Genomic DNA, 15,969 nt, shown 5'->3' on the forward strand with positions numbered 1-15,969 from the left:
GGCTGCGAGCCGGCCGCCATGCGGGCCGGTCAAGGGGATCCCGGATTGTAGATGAGTGACGGATTTGTCACGCCATGCGGGTTCCTGGCGAGCCAAGGCTTGGCTTATCCATCGCGCGATGCGCGGCCAGCCCCCCTGGTTGGGGAATACGCGGGCAATACCGTCTTCCCGATGGCCGCATTTCCTGGCATTCCCCTGAACAGTCGTGGCTATAATTCCTTTCTTTCAAAGAATAAGACTAATTCTTACTTCGAATATGATTGGAATGGAGTGTTGATGGTTGCCCGCCCGTTGTCTCGCTTGCGCCTGGTGTTTCCCCGTGCCCGGCATGTTCCCTTGATCGTCTTCGGACTGTGCGTCGCCACGAACGGCGCCGCCCAGTCCGCCGCCGCCGACATCCAGTTGCCCGCGGTGACCGTCACCGGCGCGGATGTCGAGCAGACCGCCACCGGCCCGGTGCAGGGTTTCGTCGCCAACCGCGCCGTCACCGCCACCAAGACCGACACGCCGGTGATGGAAACGCCGCAGTCGATCAGCATCATCACGCAGGATCGCATGACCTTGCAGGGCGCCCAGTCGGTGCAGCAGGCGGCGGCCTATACCGCGGGCGTCACCGCCGGCGCGTTCGGCCCGGACAACCGCGGCGATTCGATCAAGATCCGCGGCACCGACTCCACCCAATACCTGGACGGCCTGCTCAACGCGGTCGGCTCCTACAACAACACCCGGCCCGACCCGTACGCGCTGGAACGCATCGAGATCCTGCGCGGGCCATCGGCCATGCTGTACGGGCAGGGCGCCATCGGCGGCATCGTCAACCAGGTCAGCAAGCGGCCGCAGCCCGAGGCCATGCGCGAGATCGGCGTCAGCTACGGCAACCACAACCGCAAGCAGATCCAGGCCGACCTGACCGGCCCGATCGATGCCGACGGCAAATGGCTGTACCGCGTGGTGGCGCTGGGGCGCGACAGCGACAGCTCGGTCAAGCACGTCGACGACGACCGCTATTTCATCGCGCCGTCGCTGACCTACCGGCCCAGCGCCGCCACCTCGTTGACGCTGCTGGCCAATTTCCAGAAGGACAACACGGGTTCGATGGTCGGGTTCTTTCCCTGGCGCGGCACGCTCACCAGCACGCCCGCCGGCCGCATCCCGCAGGACTTCTTCGTCAGCGAACCGGATTTCGACAAATACACCGCGCGCCAGAGCGCCATCGGCTATCAGTTCGAGCATGCCTTCAACGACGCGGTCACGGTGCGCCAGAACCTGCGCTACACCCACAGCGAAGTGGACTACCGCAGCATCTACACCGCCGGCTTCAACGGCGCCGGCCACGGCTGGGTGCCGGGCAGCGATACGCTGCTGCGCCGCGTGATGTACCAGAACCAGCCGACCCTCAAGCAGTTCGCGGTCGATACCCAGGGCCAGTTCAAGTTCCAGACCGGCCCGATCCGCCATACCCTGCTGACCGGCATCGATTACCAGCGCTCCGTGCTGGATGCGCGCCAGGGCGTGGGCGGCACGGTCGCGCCGATCGACGTGCACAACCCCGTGTACGGCAACTTCACGCCGCCCACCGGGACAGTCAACGCGCCGACCTCGCGCGGCAACCAACTGGGCCTGTACATGCAGGACCAGCTTGAATGGGAAAAATGGCTGCTGATGCTGGGGCTGCGCCATGACCGTTCGCGCGCGTCGGTCGACGACACGCCTTCGGGGTCGCGCGATGACAGCGAAGTGAGCAAGCGTTTCGGCCTGATGTACCGCTCCGAGGCCGGCCTCAATCCGTATCTGAGCTACTCGGAATCGTTCCAGGGCCAGGCCGGCTTCAACCGCTCCAACCAGGCGTACAAGCCGCTGCGGGGCAAGCAGTGGGAGGTTGGCCTGAAGTACCAGCCGCCGGGCGAAAACCTGACGGTCACCGCCAGCGTGTTCGACATGACCGAGAAAAACCGCAAGGTCGCGGGCGTGGTCAACGGCCTGGCCGACACGGTGCAGGTGGGCGAGGTGCGCACCAAGGGGGCCGAACTGGAAGCCCTGGCATCGCTGGGCAATGTCGACCTGGTCGCGACCTACACCTTCCTGGACGCCAAGGTCGCCAAGGGCACGCCGGCCGAACAGGGGCGCCAGCTGGCCAGCATTCCCCGGCACATGGCGTCGTTCTGGGCCAACTACCGCTTCAGCGTGATGGGAACCCCGGGTTTCCTGGCGGGGGCGGGCGTGCGCTACAACGGCAGCAGCGATGACGGCACTGGCCACAACGGCGTGCCCGCGGTCACGCTGTACGACGCCGTGCTGGCCTACGACGCGGGCCCCATGCGCTTTGCGCTGAACGTCACCAACCTCTTCGACAAGCAGTATGTGGGCACTTGCCTGGCCCGCGGCGATTGCTTCTTCGGCACCCGCCGCACGGTGGTCGGCAGCGTGACATATCGATTCTGATCCTGATGGGCGGACGCGCGGCCTAATTGGGGACTTATTGCTTCCCGGCGGCCGCGCCTCCGTCACATTTTCGCGGCGGATTTGCCCCTAAAATTGCGAACGCCGCCGCGATCGCCTGGCGTGCCCCCTCTTTCCGGCCGAGATGCACGTCGATCTCCTCACCCTTTACTTCATCACCATCGGAACGCTGCTGGCCAGTGCCGGCCTGACGTTCTGGGAGCATCGGACCCACCCCAACCGCAGCCGTTCGCTGGGCATCCTGGCGGCCGGCTTCGCCACGCTGGCGGTGGGCTGTATCTGCGCCTTGTTCCGCGCCGACATGCCGGCCGCGATCGGCGCGCCGCTGAGCAACCTGGTCATTCTCGGCGGCTATCTGCTGGTGCTGAACGGTGTCGCCTCGCTGAACGGGCGCCATTACCGCAAGCGTTCGGCGGGCTTGCTGGTTGTCATGGCGCTGATCTGGCTGGCGGCCGGCGTGCCAGGGCAGGAGCGGGTCTGGAAATACGTCAGCGCCTTGCCCATTGCCATCGTCAGCGCATTGACCGCGTGGGAACTGCTGCGCTGCGATTCCATGCGCATGCTGAAAACCCGCAACTTCGCCGTGGCGGTGGCCGGCGTGCACGCGCTGATCTATTTTGGCCGGGCCTTCCTGCTGCCCTGGTGGGTCGCCGTCGACGGCCCCTCGGTGCACCTGCTGGCCAGCAACATCACCATGTACGAAGGGGTGTTGTATTCGGTGCTGCTGCCGATGACGCTGATCAAGCTGATCCGCGAGGAAACCCATGTGCAGCTGGTGCACGAGTCGCAGACCGACTACCTGACGCGGCTCGGCAACCGCCGCTGGTTCTTCGAGCAGGGCGCGCGCCTCATCGCGAGCAACGCCGGGCGCGCGCCTATCGCCGTGCTGGCCTTCGACCTGGACCATTTCAAGGCCATCAATGACCGCTTCGGCCACCACACCGGTGACCTGGTGCTGGCGGCGTTCGCCACCGCGGCGCGCGACGTGCTTGGACCGCAGGTCATCCTGGCGCGCCTGGGCGGCGAGGAATTCGCCGCGCTGCTGGCGGGCGATGACGCCCGCCGCGCCCACCCGTTGGGGGCGGCGGCGGCGCGGCGCTTCGCCACCGGCGTCGCCAATCCGGCCGACGGCCTGGGCATCGCCGCCACGGTCAGCATCGGCCTGGCCTATTTCGACGAGGACGTGCCGCCGCTGGCCGATGCGCTGGCGCGCGCCGATCTGGCGCTGTACCGCGCCAAGTCGCTGGGCGGCAACCGGCTGGAGGCGGCCCTGGAAGTCGAACGCGCCGCCGCGGATTGAATCGAATGCAAGCTGGCGAGGCGGCCTTGCCGTTCGCCATCATGGCGCACAGGGGCCGCGCCGTTCGCCACGGGACGGCGCCTTGCGGGCCACTGCGCTATTGCCCGGGCCGCCAGGACTTGCGCCGGCGGCTGCGTGGCTTGGGCGCCACCCCCAGCCGGGGATCGCGCGCCAGGGCCAGCGTCACCAACTGCGCGGCCAGGGTCTCGAAGGCGGCGTCGGTCTGCGGCAGGTAGAGCCACTTGCCCAGTTCCGGATGCGGCTGCAGGCCCGGCAGTTCGGCCCGCAGCGCCGCTTGGCGCTCGTGCGAGGTACACACCATCACGCCATTCCAGGGTTCCTCGCGGTCGGCCACCACCAAATACAGCACGTCGTCCAGATATGCGGCATCGCAACCGAACATCTTGCGGCGCAGATAGCCGGGGTCGCGTTCCAGCGGGTCCAGGATCCACAGCAGCGAATTGGCGCGGGCGGCGGGTCGCTTGGCGGGCGGCGCGAACAGGTCGGAACGGGGAGACATGAAGGCAGGGCGTGATCGGCAACAGGTCCAACGGTATCAGACTCCGCGGCGTGCCGGTTGGGAGCACAATCGGCCTGTCCAGGATACGCACAACCTGGCCGGACTTCGGCCCCCCCGGACTACAATCCCGCTCCAAGCCCTGGCGCCCGGACGATCCGGCATCCGCCATCGGGCCAGCAGTGGTTTGCGCCGCCGGCCAGGCGGCGCCTGGTATGTCGTCTGTACGTGCAGCGTAGACAAAGGTCCCCCGATGCGTCTGAACCAGTGCCTGAATTTCCACGACTTCCGCCGCATGGCGCGCCAGCGGCTGCCCGGCCCGATCTTCAACTACATCGACGGCGCCGCCGACGATGAAACCACCTACCGCCGCAACACCGGGGCCTTCGAGGCTTGCGACCTGGTGCCCGACGTGCTGCGCGGCGTGGCCGACGTCGACATGTCCGTCAGCGTCATGGGCCAGAAGCTCGCCATGCCGGTCTACTGCTCGCCCACCGCGCTGCAGCGCCTGTTCCACCACGACGGCGAACGCGCCGTGGCCGCCGCCGCCGGCAAGTTCGGCACCCTGTTCGGCGTCTCGTCGCTGGGCACCGTCAGCCTGGAAGAGGCGCGCCGCATCAGCGGCGGCCCCCAGGTCTACCAGTTCTATTTCCACAAGGACCGCGGCCTGAACCGCGACATGATGGCGCGCGCCAAGAGCGCGGGCGTGCAGGTCATGATGCTGACCGTGGACAGCATCACCGGCGGCAACCGCGAACGCGACAAACGCACCGGCTTCGCCATCCCGTTCCGCCTGAACCTGGCCGGCATCGCCCAGTTCGCCCTCAAGCCCGCCTGGGCCATCAACTACCTCACCCATGAGCGCTTCCGCCTGCCGCAGCTGGACGGCCACGTCGACATGGGCGGCGGCGCCATGTCCATCAGCCGCTACTTCACCGAAATGCTCGATCCTGCCATGACCTGGGACGACGTCGCGGCCATGGTGCGCGAGTGGGACGGCCAGTTCTGCCTGAAGGGCATCATGTCGGTCGAGGACGCCAGGCGCGCCGTCGACATCGGCTGCACCGGCATCGTGCTGTCCAACCACGGCGGCCGCCAGCTCGACGGCTCGCGCAGCGCCTTCGACCAGTTGGCCGAAATCGTCGACGCCGTCGGCGATCGCATCGACGTGATGATGGACGGCGGCGTGCAGCGCGGCACGCACGTGCTCAAGGCCCTGGCGCTGGGGGCCAAGGCGGTGGGGCTGGGCCGCTACTACCTGTTCCCGCTGGCCGCCGCCGGCCGGCCCGGCGTGGAACGGGCGCTGGAGCAGATGCGCGTGGAGATCGAGCGCGCGATGAAGCTGATGGGCTGCCGGACGGTGGGCGAACTGCAGCGGCGGCACCTGCGGTTCCGGTAGGGCGGCGGGCCGGGCGTATTTGCTACAGTCGCGGCATTGCCCGATCAATGAAAACGCCTGCCGGCAAGACCGGCAGGGTTCAGATAGTCAGCGCTCCGGAGTCTTCATGCCTGTTCGTGCCCGCCTGGCCGCTTCGCTCGCCACCCTTGCGCTGCTTGCCGCGCCATCGGCCCGCGCCGCCGCGCCGCAGGCCGAACTTGCGGCCGGCGCAACCGCCTGCGCCTTCGGCGCCTGGGCCAACTATGACAAACCGTCGATCACCGTGCATGCGGCGCCCGCCGCCACCGCCAAGGTGCTGGGCCGGATTCCCACCCGACCGGCGGCCGGCGAGCCCGAATACGCCTACAGCGTCATCTTCGACGTGCGTCAGGCGCAGGACGGCTGGCTCAGGATCGCCAACGCCAGCGACGCCTATAACGAGGAAGAATATCCCGACCTGCCGCCGCGCAAGGTCTACAAGGGTGAAGGCTGGATCCGCGCCGATGACGCGCGCGTCGGCATCCAGTCGGCGCGCGGCTATCTGCGGCCGGACGCCGCCAGCCAGCGCGTGCTGGACCTGGGCAGCGACTGGCTGACCGAAGTAGGCAAGGTCCAAGGCATCCGCGCCTGCCATGAAAACTGGGTGCTGCTCGATTACCTGGTGGACCGCAAGCGCTCGCCGCAGGACGAGATCGTCGCGCGCGCCCAGGGCGAACAACTGGCCGGGCGCGCGTGGTTCCGGGGGCTTTGCGATGTGCAGGAGACGACCTGCGATATGAAGTCGGTGGATCGGTAGGTTTTCTCCCGCTCTGGGAGTCCGCAAGCGCTCGCGACGCCTTTTCCCGTGGTCGGAGAAATATTTGATTTCCACCCCTAAACTGATTTCGAGCCGGGGGGATAACTTAGGAATGTAGCGGCGCGAAAGGCGCGCCGCGTGTGCTTGCCTGGTTTATCCATGTCCCGCGAAATCCAATGGTTGTGGCCCACTCCGATCATGCATTACAACCTGCGCGAAAGCGGCCAGGTGGAAGCCGGCCTGCATGACGCGCTACAGGCGTTCTCGGAGCGCAACCAGAGCCGCCTATTGAACGACGAGAGGCGCTCGGCCACGCTGGAAACGCTTCGGTGTATTTCGATCTCTTCACGGCACGGCTCCTATTCCATATGGTGAAATCATGCCGGATTTCTCTAATTTAGATCGGTACTAAAAACTGGGTTAGGGTCAGTTGCACTGACCGTCTGAATCCACAATCGCTAAAAATGGGGGGATTACCGCTGGCGCAGTTGGTTTAAGTTCAACGGGGCTCGGCGCGGTAGTGGCCGCGCCTTTGGCGCTTCACGGTGGCGATAACATCGGTGCGGGATTGAACCGCATCTTCAGCAATGGAGATGGCACCACATTGACCTATCAAACAGCATAGGAACTTACGGGTTCTCCTTTGATTGCTCGGGGCGTAGATCAAGCCATTCCCTTTGTCGGCGGTGTGGCATCCTTGGGCCAAGGGCTCCGCTTGGCGGAAAACCGTGTCTTAAATAACACATCCTATCGCGCATTGAATAGCGCCGACGCGAAATCACAGGAAAGCGGAGTGGGTATCCAGGGAAAGGCGCTTAACAGCGATTGGACTGCTGAACAACATGTGTTGAACTTTGGTCCGGGCCGGGGTGGTGCTCTATTTTGAACAGCCCTTGGACCTCGACTACTCGAGATTTCGACGTTACAGTGGGGTACGGCAGTGGAAACGGCATTGTTGCAGTGAATCTCAGCCGTATACCCGCAGCAAACCAGGTCGAGGTCTGGAGGGGCGCGGTTCGGTCGAATATATAGGGTGAATCGATGGCCTATCATCGTTCCATCTGGGCCGAGGAGGTAACCGTATTTCGGTCAATTTCCTCGCAGGCCGTCTACACTCCGATGGCCCCATTGAACCAAGAGCAGTTAGCCCCAATCATGCGTAGAAGCTTGCTCACCGGCGGGATTGGTACATTTAGATCTGGAGAAAATTGATGAGTGGTATTGAAGGTGTGGCCGCAGAGTTGCGGAGTAGTGGGGCAGAACTGGTGATGGCGTTGCAGTCCACCAAAGAGATTAAGCAGCAGGCATTCGAGCGTCTGGATAGGGCTTCCAGGGAGTTAGCAATATTGTTAAGGGGGGGCTGAGCAATTGCCACGCCAGATAGTAAATGATCTCTATATCACTGCAAAAATTCTTGAGAACGAAGCGCCTTATTCGAAAGATAACGAACTCGTGCGTCAGATGGCATACACGCTTTATAAGACCTTCGATATAATTCTTCTTGGAGAGTCCCATGATGATTATCGTCCGGGCATACCAAGGGTTCGGTAGTGCTGTATATGGGGGGTTGGCGTGGCAGACTACGTTTAACAGGATAGGATTCGGTGCGGCTTAGTTTGTGTGTTGTGATATTTGCATTCTTTTGGTGCAATAAATAAAACCCCGACTGGGTGTTGCGTCGAGGCTTTCGGGCCTGTCCGTGATTTTTTTTGCGAGGCATATCATGAGGACTGAAGATCATGGGTATGCTGTACTGAGACAGTATTCACCTGACAGTTGACCACGTTGGGGCGTGGTCATACGACCCCAAGCCGGGTTATGAAACGGGTACCCCTACTTGTTGCATGATCCGGAGAGTACGTATGACCACGGAAGAAAAGTGAGCCTGTCCGTATTTTTGTGGGCGAGGCGTTTTAAAAGTTGTTATCCCAGCCCCGCCGCAAACCGTTCGTCGAACAGGATAGCAAACTTGTTCATTGCGACTTTCCAGTCGAAGGTCGCCCTCACGGACTTGGCCAGCACATTGCGTAGCGCCAGCCATAGGAGAGCGTGATGTGCTCCCAAGCCCGCTGCCAGGCAGCGACGATCATAGGCTACTTGGTTCCCCAGGGCCCATCGGCGAACGTTTGCAGCGCCTGCCCGGCCGCTTGTGCGTTGGTGTATTGACCCAGCGGAACCTGCTCAGGTTAAGCGGCTAAAGCAAATGCCTCAGCCGGTGTCTTCATGCCGAGCGCTTGGTGTGGTCGTCGGTCGTTGTAGAGGCGTATCCAGTCGCCGATCACGCGGCTGGCATGTTGGATCGTCTCGAAGCGATGCCGATGCACGCACTGCTCTTTGAGCGTGCGGATCACACGCTCGACCATACCGTTCTGCTGAGGGCAATGCGGCGTGATGAACTCCTGGCGCAACCCATAGCCGCGTACCAGTGCGGTGTAGCTGCGCGACGTGAACACCAGCCCATTATCCGAGCGCAACAGAAACGGCATCGGCACGCGGCCCAACGTCCCGAAGCGCGCAATCAAGGCATGTTCCAGGGCGCTACCCGCGGTGCCGGCCTTGCCGCTGCGAGACAGGTGCCAGCCTAAGAGTTCGCGCGTGTGGCAGTCGATCACCAGCGCCAGCGTTGCCAACCGTCCCGGCCAGCCCACATCCGGCACATATCCGTGGACCAGCGCTCGTTAGGCATCGTTGCCACCGATGGCAGCGCCTGTATCCGCGGCCTGAAGCCGATCGGCCGCTTACGAACCTGCCAGCCCATCAGCTGGAACACGCGCTGCACGGTGTTCTTGTTGAACCCCAGCAGGTGCGCGACGGTCCGGTATCCAAACGACGGCGACTCCTTGATCATCGCCTTGATCGGCGAGGCGAACTTCGGATCAACCTTCGGCGCGGACTTCACTGGCTTGTAGTACACCGTGCGGCGCGGCACACCGAACCAGCGACACAGCTTGGCGATCGAGACGGTGATGCCCTCGGCTTGCAGTCCCTGGCGGATCGTCGGGGACGCCGAGTCTCGATCACTTCTCGTCCTCGCCCAGCAGGGACTGCAATTTTTTTCTCGCGCGAAGCTCCAGCATCGCCTCGCCGTAGGCCTCTTGAAGGTCCTTGAGCTGGCGCTCGTACTGCTCGCGCACGTCCTGTGGATTGGCCCGCAAGGCATTCTCCATGCCCCGCTTGCCATCGTCGACCCACTGTTCGACCTCTGAGGGCGACAGGTCGTATTGGCGGCTGGCTTCTGCGACGGTGGTCTTGCCTTGAATGATGTCCAGCACTAGCGCGCTCTTGCGCTTGGCTGTCCAGCGTTTGATGTCGTCTTCCATCTTCATGCTCATCGTCAATTCCCTCGATTATGACGTGAGCAGGTTTTCACTGGGTCATTACACGCCATTTCTCCGCTAGAGAAGCTGCGTCTACAATCGTGCACGAGGCTACTCATCAGAATGGTTTCTACAAAGGTAGGCCACAGAATACGCAATTCTCGGAATATCAAGCTTTCAGAAATGAAATGTTATTTCAAAATGGGGTGAGGCCTTCGCTTGCGGAACGATTGGAGATATGGAATGACGTTCAATCTCTCTATCCACATTTGCCGCAAGGAAAATATCCATTCGGAGTTAAACCATGAATCTCATAAGTGCAAAGAACATGTCTGGTGATGAAGCGATACAGCTCATAAGGCAGGGGCAGCAATTGCAGTGTCCTGTATGTGGGGAGATTTTAAAAACCGTTCCCGAAGAGTGGAAGCCAGGGATGCCCTTGCATGGTCTTCAGTGTCCGGCTAATTTCGAGCACTATATGCTTGTTATCGAAGATGAAAATGCTATGAGAGAAATGCGCAGGCGGATGGCTGCGCGCGCCAAAAAATCTTAGGGACTATATTTGCGCGGATTGACGTTCTCCCAAAAAACGTGGGTATCTCAAAACTAGAGTAAGGTCGCTTCAGGCTCTTTTTGAAGAAGGAGCAGGACGCGATGAAGAAGTCACGCTACACCGAGGCGCAAGTGACATACGCACTGCGCCAAGCAGAAGCCGGTACGCCTGTATCGGATGTTTGCCGCGGATTGGGGATATCAGAGGCGACGTTCTACAACTGGAGGAAGAAGTACGGCGATCTTGCGGCTAGCGAGATTCGTCGGCTGCGCCAGCTTGAAGAGGAAAACGCGAGGCTCAAGCGGGTTGTGGCCGACCTGACTTTGGACAAGCATATTCTGCAGGACGTGATCCGAAAAAAGGTCTGACGCCGATACGCCGCCGGGAGGTGGTTCAATGGATCCTGGACGTGCATCAGGTAAGTGTCCAGAGGGCGTGTCGGCTGGGTCAATTTTCCAGCGGCAGTTGGTATCGCAAAAGCAGCGCGCGAGATCGGTCGGCATTGCGGATGCGCATTCGAGACATCGCGATGAGCAGACCGAGATTTGGTTATGAGCGGATTCATATCCTTTTGCGCCGAGAAGGTTGGTAGGTCAATCTCAAGCGAGTCCATCGCCTGTACCGCCTGGAAGGGCTGCAGGTTCGGATGCGCGTCCGCCGCAATAAGCGGTTGAGTCTGCATCGGGGGCCCGCACCGCAAGCAACAGGTGCTGGGCAGCGCTGGAGCATGGATTTCGTGCATGATCAATTAGCTGACGGGCGAGCGTTTCGGGTGCTGACCGTCGTGGATAACTGGAGCCGTGAGAGTCCCGTGTTGGAGGTGGGTTTTCGGCTAACCGGTGACAGCGTGGTTCAGGCGCTCGATCGAGTCGCCAAGAGGGTTGCTTTGCCGGCCAGTATCACCGTCGACCATGGAACAGAATTCACGTCCAAAGCACTGGATTTATGGGCTTGGGAGAACAAAGTGTTGCTGGACTTCACTCGGCCGGGCAAACCCACAGATAACGGCCTTTACGAGTCGTTTAACGGCCGGCTACGGGATGAGTGCCTGAACGCGCATGAATTCCTATCGCTTGAGCATGCGAAGACGGTCATTGAAGCATGGCGTGCTGATTACAATGACCACCGACCCCATGGCTCGCTCGGCATGCTGACCCCGAGTGAATACGCCAAAACACAGCAGGTCAGCCTGCCTGAGCCGACCGAATTCTAGTTTTCAACTGCTGCGAAACGGGGGTGACGTCAGGCCTGACCACTGCAAAGTACGGTCTCGAGATGGTGGACGGTATGGTTGCACGTCCGCTGCGGGCCGTTGTGAATAGAAACCCAGAGCAGATGGGCGAAATCGCTGCGGAATTGGCTTTGGGCGGCGTAGCAGGAAAGCTTGTGAAGGGCGGCGCTAGTATAGCCGGGGATGCGATTGTGGGAGGCGGGCACTGGGTGGGCGACGCGTTGGCGAATCGCGTCGAGGGCACTCTTAGTCGGCAGGGGTTGGCACCGAATTTGTTGCCTAGTGATTCGAAGTTTTGGATTGGTGCTGACGCTGTTTCGCCGAATGCTCTTGATATGTTCAGAAGAACTGCCAATCAAGGTGCGTTCGCAGATTTGCCGGTCACCATGGATTTGAGGACGGTACATCGATATGCAGAAGATGCTGGTGTTGGTCTGACCGGAATCAAGGTTAAGATCCTACGCGATGAAGGCTTGGTGGGCAGAGGAGTTACTGGTTTTGCTCATCCCAATGGCAAGACGCTAGAGTTGTATCCCGATGCGTTTAGTAGCCCAGAAGAATTGGTCCGCACCCTTGGTCACGAAAGAACTCATTTATATCAGGCTAGAATTTTTGGCCGTCCTAATGGCTCGGTCGAGTTGAATTTAAATGAGAGAGCGGCTTATGGGATTGAAGACTCTTTCGTTAAATACTGGCGTTTGAATGGAGGGAGATAATGCTTAAAGACTGGTTGGATTTGTATAAGAAGATATATGAAAATGCGAGTGATGCCGGACCTTTAATCTGCCCGGAGTGTGGGTCCACTTCTGTGGATTTTCAGTATGTGGGTGATGGGGGGAGTCGTATAGGATATGTGGCGATGTGGTGTGTGAATTGCAATAAAGGCGCAAACTTATCTCGGGTGGCGATACCGCCCGGTGCCCCTTTTCTTTCTTTCGATGCCCCAATTCAAGACGTGGCTGCTCGTATTCCTGATTTCACGCAGATTTTGGTTTGAAAATGTCTTTGATTGGTTTTTTGTTGGGAAATTTTAATAAAGAATTTCTGCCTAAATTTTTATTATCGGTGCCAGTGCTGGCAAATGAGAGATCCTCATGTAGAAGGGGGGCGGTGCTCGGTGGGAGTGCCTGAGCTGTAGTGAGACAGTATTGAACTGACATCGGCCCCCAAGCCGGCGTTTTCTCAAGCAGCCTCGGCGAACACGTCCTGCGGAGCGGGATGCTGCGTCTTGCCGGCATCGAACATCTTCGCCGGAGTTATGCCTGATCTTGCTTAGTTGCATGTTCAAGTTGTCGATGGCGTTGGTCGTGTAGATCACGCGCCTTGTGTTCGGAGGTAAGACGAAGAACGGCGTGACGCTCTCCCAGGCTCGCTGTCAGGCCGCGAGGATCGTTGGGTATTTGATTCCCCAGGGCCCATCGGCGAACGCCTGCGGCGCGTGCTCGGCCGCTTGTGCGCTGGCGGCAGCGTAAACCGGGTGCAGGGCGGCGGCCACGCCCTTCAGGCCGTCGACCACGGCGATCAGGATGTCCTAGCACCCTTGGGTCTTGAGTTCGTTGAAGATCTTGAGCCAGAACTTGGCCCCCTCGGTCTGCTCGACCCACAGGCCCAGTACGTCGCGCTTACCATCGGCCTGCACGCCCAGCGGCAAGTACACCGCCCGATTGCTGACCCCGCCGTCGTCGCGGATCTTTACCCGCAGTGACCTGCTCTGAGAATTTCGTACCACTGGGTATTTGAGAAAATAGCTTCTGACGCGAGAAGGAAGCGAGATGAAGAAGGCAAGGTACAGCGAAGAGCAGATAGTTCGGATACTGCGGGAGGCCGACCGAGACCCGGTGGCCGACGTGGCCAAGCGGCACGGAGTGAGCGAGCAGAGCATCTATGGCTGGCGCAAGCATTTCGGGGAGTTTGGGGTGGACGAGGTGCGCCGGCTCAAGGAAATAGAGACCGAGAACGCTCGGCTGCGCAAGCTGCTGGTCGAGCGGGATCTGGAGATCGAGGCGATGAAGGAGGTCAATCGCCGAAAGTGGTGAGCGTACTAGGTTCGGCAGGAGCAAGCCCGTCTGGTTTGCTCGCTTGGGGTTTCCCAGCGCCGGGCCTGTACGCTGTATGAAGTGTCTCGTTCGGGTTTGCGTTATGAGCCGAGCAAGGCGAGCGCGGACGCGCCGGTCGTGGCGAGGATGAAGGCGCTCTCGGCCCAGTATCCCCGGTATGGTTATCGGCGGATCAGCATATTTCTGGCCCGGGAGGGGCACACGATGAGTATGTCCCGCGCGTGGCGATTGTGGAACGTGGCGGGGCTGCAAGTGCCCCATAAACGGCCTCGGCGCCGCGTGGCAGCTTCTCGCCCGCGACCGCTGACGCCGGCGCGAGCCAACCAGGTCTGGTCCTATGATTTCGTCTTTGACGCGTGCGCCAACGGTCAGCAGATCAAATGCCTGACGCTGGTCGATGAGTACACGAGGGAATGCCTGGCTATTGATGTGGCCGGGTCAATCCGCTCACGCAGAGTGATCGAGATATTGACCCGCGTCATCAGTGACCGCGGAGCTCCCCGATATCTGCGTTCGGACAATGGCCCGGAGTTCGTCTCGCGCGCCTTGCTGCAATGGATTGCGGATCAAGGCATTGAGACGGCGCTGATCGACCCGGGCAAGCCCTGGCAGAACGGCACGACCGAGAGTTTTAACGGTAAGCTGCGCGACGAGTGCTTGAATATGGAATGGTTCCGGAACCGAACCGAGGCACGCATCGTGATCGAAGACTGGCGCGAGCATTAACTGTCAGGCCGCATTCCAGTCTGGGCTATTTGACACCGCAGCAGGCCGCCCAGGTCGCTGCATCAGGATTACTAACCGAAGCTAAATTCCAAATCCCGGTGGTGTGAAAAATCCGAGCAGGTCAGCGTTGCTGCATCGGTGCTGTCAGGCGGCAAGGCGAACTACTTGCAGATTGCCACTGACGCGTTTGGGAATGCGTTGGGGAATTCGATTGTTTCGGAGGCGACGGATCGAGCTGCGCGTCATTTGACGGAAGAGCAGGATCGAAAGCTGAAGCAAGCACATGCCGAATGGCAAAGGGAAGAGAGAGAGGGCTTCGGTCGACAGAAAGTGCTACTCGCGGCAAACGACGATGCTGGTGGCGATGAGTCGGATACCAGATCAATCACGCTGGAGGCCTTCAACAAAGCCAAGGAGACAAATGCCAGCGGCGTCTTTGCCTTCGGCATCGATCGATATTCGCCTCGCTTTGGTACAACCTTCCTGGCAGATGGTACCGAAATTAATCCGTATGCCCAGCAAGCAGCCGTAGCATTAGGCGGCGGGTTTGCTGTTTTGGATAGTAGTTTGCCGGCAATTACCGCTTCAGGCTTTGATGGTCCCGCCGGGGAGGTAGTGAGAAATCCTCTTGGCTTTGCCGCAGGCAATCTAAAAAGCTTGCGGAATAATAAAGCCGGTTTTGCGGGTGCGCTTTTAATTCAAAGCGCAGTGGGGCAAGCTCAGGCCGAATTGGAAATGAGCGGAGCTTTGCTTCGTATGGATGTTTCGGATGTACAGAATAGGATAAGCGGTGGCGGCGACTACTTGTCCGAACTTATTACCGCCCGGCCGAGAAGCGGTGCGGAAGGCGTTGGTATGATGACAGGTGACGTAACCTCGTTGATGTCTGGTGTTAATGGCTTCCGGAAATCGAGAAGTTGGGAAGATGTTATTTCCAGCTCGATGCGGAAAGATCCGGCATTGAATAAACTTCTTGGGATTGACGATGTTCATAGGGGCTGGTGATGATATTTAAAAGGTTCAATAAAGAATCATTTATCGAAGTTAACGGGATGGGAGGTGCGGCCAAGGAGATTTTTTCTTTGGGTGATGGCCAGATTTTATCTGGAGAGGGAGATTTTTTTGGTGAGGATCTGGTTGCGCTGTATGTGAAGAATGCGAAGATTTTTATTATGGCAAAGAATACAATAGTGGATGCATTGGATTCTTCTTTGGTTGTTAAGTATGAGCATATCGATGGGGGGGGTACTCAATTCTATATCTCTGGTGTCGGTGGCTCTGAAAAAATTATTTACGAATCTTGGTGGAAAAAATTTCCTCTTGCTTCCCCTGCTTATGGATATCCCGAGGATAAAGAGCGAGACTTTTGCGCCTTTGTTGTTTATATGATTAGTAATGATGAGGCAAAAGAAAACTACATTAAGGAATTTTCTTAACAAGTTGGCATGTCTGGCTGCGTTTAATTGTAAAAAATAAGGTAATTTAACGTGCTAGGCTACGTTTAATTCGACAGTATTTAGGAATGCCTGGCCGAAAAATTGTAGTCGGGGTTTTTGTTATGTGCTGAGGTCCGGTTGGGTCAAGCCAGTTATTTACTCTGGTTATGATTTTTTCCTTGCAAGGTCACTGCACGA

14 protein-coding genes and 4 pseudogenes are annotated in these 15,969 nt (G+C 59.7%); 12 read left to right on the top strand and 6 right to left on the bottom strand.

Annotation, left to right across the window (positions count from 1 at the left end):
- Positions 1-276 precede the first annotated feature (276 nt).
- Both K2W61_RS19695 and K2W61_RS19700 read left to right on the top strand, forming a co-directional pair.
- Positions 277-2,442, top strand: coding sequence for a TonB-dependent siderophore receptor (locus K2W61_RS19695; RefSeq protein ID WP_236756378.1), 2,166 nt, complete (start codon positions 277-279; stop codon positions 2,440-2,442).
- A gap of 142 nt (positions 2,443-2,584) precedes the next feature.
- Positions 2,585-3,760 (top strand): GGDEF domain-containing protein, encoded by a 1,176-nt coding sequence (locus tag K2W61_RS19700; protein ID WP_236756379.1) that lies wholly within the window; start codon positions 2,585-2,587, stop codon positions 3,758-3,760.
- 97 nt (positions 3,761-3,857) lie between these two features.
- Here the strand turns inward: K2W61_RS19700 and K2W61_RS19705 are convergent, their stop codons facing one another.
- Positions 3,858-4,280 carry a hypothetical protein gene (locus K2W61_RS19705; protein ID WP_175139684.1) on the bottom strand — a complete coding sequence of 141 codons (423 nt, stop codon included), beginning with the start codon at positions 4,278-4,280 and terminating at the stop codon, positions 3,858-3,860.
- Positions 4,281-4,530: 250 nt separating this feature from the next.
- Here K2W61_RS19705 and K2W61_RS19710 point away from each other — a divergent pair, with 250 nt between their 5' ends.
- From K2W61_RS19710 to K2W61_RS19720, 3 genes are all read left to right on the top strand, one after another.
- On the top strand, positions 4,531-5,676 hold the full coding sequence (locus tag K2W61_RS19710) for an alpha-hydroxy acid oxidase (protein ID WP_175139685.1): 1,146 nt from the start codon (positions 4,531-4,533) through the stop codon (positions 5,674-5,676).
- A 106-nt stretch (positions 5,677-5,782) separates the two neighbouring features.
- A complete protein-coding gene (locus K2W61_RS19715; protein WP_175131459.1) occupies positions 5,783-6,451 on the top strand; it encodes a hypothetical protein in 669 nt (222 codons plus the stop codon).
- Between the two features lie 159 nt (positions 6,452-6,610).
- A complete protein-coding gene (locus tag K2W61_RS19720) occupies positions 6,611-6,826 on the top strand; it encodes a hypothetical protein (protein WP_175131458.1) in 216 nt (71 codons plus the stop codon).
- 1,548 nt (positions 6,827-8,374) lie between these two features.
- Here the strand turns inward: K2W61_RS19720 and K2W61_RS19725 are convergent.
- From K2W61_RS19725 to K2W61_RS19740, 4 genes and pseudogenes are all read right to left on the bottom strand, one after another.
- A pseudogene (locus K2W61_RS19725) lies at positions 8,375-8,625 on the bottom strand (IS256 family transposase); the annotation flags it as partial.
- Between the two features lie 12 nt (positions 8,626-8,637).
- A complete protein-coding gene (locus K2W61_RS19730) occupies positions 8,638-9,081 on the bottom strand; it encodes an integrase core domain-containing protein (protein WP_236755518.1) in 444 nt (147 codons plus the stop codon).
- Positions 9,060-9,365 carry a hypothetical protein gene (locus K2W61_RS19735; RefSeq protein ID WP_236756380.1) on the bottom strand — a complete coding sequence of 102 codons (306 nt, stop codon included), beginning with the start codon at positions 9,363-9,365 and terminating at the stop codon, positions 9,060-9,062. The genes K2W61_RS19730 and K2W61_RS19735 overlap by 22 nt, the downstream gene beginning before the upstream one ends.
- A gap of 103 nt (positions 9,366-9,468) precedes the next feature.
- The gene (locus tag K2W61_RS19740; protein WP_033535077.1) at positions 9,469-9,783 is read right to left on the bottom strand and encodes a DUF1153 domain-containing protein; all 315 of its coding nucleotides are present in this window, start codon (positions 9,781-9,783) and stop codon (positions 9,469-9,471) included.
- Between the two features lie 289 nt (positions 9,784-10,072).
- Between K2W61_RS19740 and K2W61_RS19745 the strand changes: the two genes are divergently transcribed.
- From K2W61_RS19745 to K2W61_RS19760, 4 genes and pseudogenes are all read left to right on the top strand, one after another.
- Positions 10,073-10,321, top strand: a complete 249-nt coding sequence (locus K2W61_RS19745; RefSeq protein WP_175131456.1) for a hypothetical protein — start codon at positions 10,073-10,075, stop codon at positions 10,319-10,321.
- 101 nt (positions 10,322-10,422) lie between these two features.
- Positions 10,423-11,534 (top strand): annotated as a pseudogene (locus tag K2W61_RS19750) (IS3 family transposase).
- Positions 11,535-11,557: 23 nt separating this feature from the next.
- A complete protein-coding gene (locus K2W61_RS19755; protein ID WP_175131455.1) occupies positions 11,558-12,268 on the top strand; it encodes a hypothetical protein in 711 nt (236 codons plus the stop codon).
- Positions 12,268-12,549, top strand: a complete 282-nt coding sequence (locus K2W61_RS19760) for a hypothetical protein (RefSeq protein WP_175131454.1) — start codon at positions 12,268-12,270, stop codon at positions 12,547-12,549. Before K2W61_RS19755 ends, K2W61_RS19760 begins: the two co-directional genes overlap by 1 nt.
- A 252-nt stretch (positions 12,550-12,801) precedes the next feature.
- Here K2W61_RS19760 and K2W61_RS19765 read toward each other — a convergent pair.
- A pseudogene (locus K2W61_RS19765) lies at positions 12,802-13,287 on the bottom strand (transposase); the annotation flags it as partial.
- 37 nt (positions 13,288-13,324) lie between these two features.
- Here K2W61_RS19765 and K2W61_RS19770 point away from each other — a divergent pair.
- From K2W61_RS19770 to K2W61_RS19780, 3 genes and pseudogenes are all read left to right on the top strand, one after another.
- A pseudogene (locus tag K2W61_RS19770) lies at positions 13,325-14,442 on the top strand (IS3 family transposase).
- Between the two features lie 58 nt (positions 14,443-14,500).
- Positions 14,501-15,340 (top strand): hypothetical protein, encoded by an 840-nt coding sequence (locus tag K2W61_RS19775; protein ID WP_175131453.1) that lies wholly within the window; start codon positions 14,501-14,503, stop codon positions 15,338-15,340.
- Positions 15,337-15,771 (top strand): hypothetical protein, encoded by a 435-nt coding sequence (locus K2W61_RS19780; protein ID WP_236756381.1) that lies wholly within the window; start codon positions 15,337-15,339, stop codon positions 15,769-15,771. The genes K2W61_RS19775 and K2W61_RS19780 overlap by 4 nt, the downstream gene beginning before the upstream one ends.
- Positions 15,772-15,969 lie beyond the last annotated feature (198 nt).

The organism is Achromobacter pulmonis (assembly GCF_021733725.1).
GTDB classification, from domain to species: domain Bacteria; phylum Pseudomonadota; class Gammaproteobacteria; order Burkholderiales; family Burkholderiaceae_B; genus Achromobacter; species Achromobacter pulmonis.